This window comes from Rhodoferax ferrireducens (assembly GCF_003347515.1).
Classification (GTDB): Bacteria; Pseudomonadota; Gammaproteobacteria; order Burkholderiales; family Burkholderiaceae_C; genus Rhodoferax.
Genome location: NZ_QEII01000040.1, coordinates 1 through 255, shown reverse-complemented (window position 1 = coordinate 255; position 255 = coordinate 1). Strand labels below are relative to the sequence as shown.

Genomic DNA, 255 nt, shown 5'->3' with positions numbered 1-255 from the left:
TGAAAAATCTGCTTCTGCATGAAGTCCTGGTAGCTGATGCCGGACACCTTTTCAATGATTCTCCCGAGCAGAAAATAATTGGAGTTGCTGTATGAAAAGCCGTGGCCTGGTTGAAACTGGACTGGCGTATCTTTGAAAAACGCGACGGCGTCATCGGGACTTACGTCCTTTGTCAGCACGACACCGAATTGTGGCAACTCCGTGTAGTTTCGGATGCCAGACGTATGCGTGAGCAAGTTTTCAATGGTGACGTGA

Annotated in this window: 1 protein-coding gene; it reads right to left on the bottom strand. The window is 48.6% G+C overall.

Annotation, left to right across the window (positions count from 1 at the left end; genetic code table 11):
• Window positions 1-245 (bottom strand): serine hydrolase domain-containing protein (locus C5P05_RS35165; RefSeq protein ID WP_420130703.1); only part of this gene is annotated, 245 nt, incomplete at its 3' end.
• Between the last annotated feature and the right edge of the window lie 10 nt (window positions 246-255).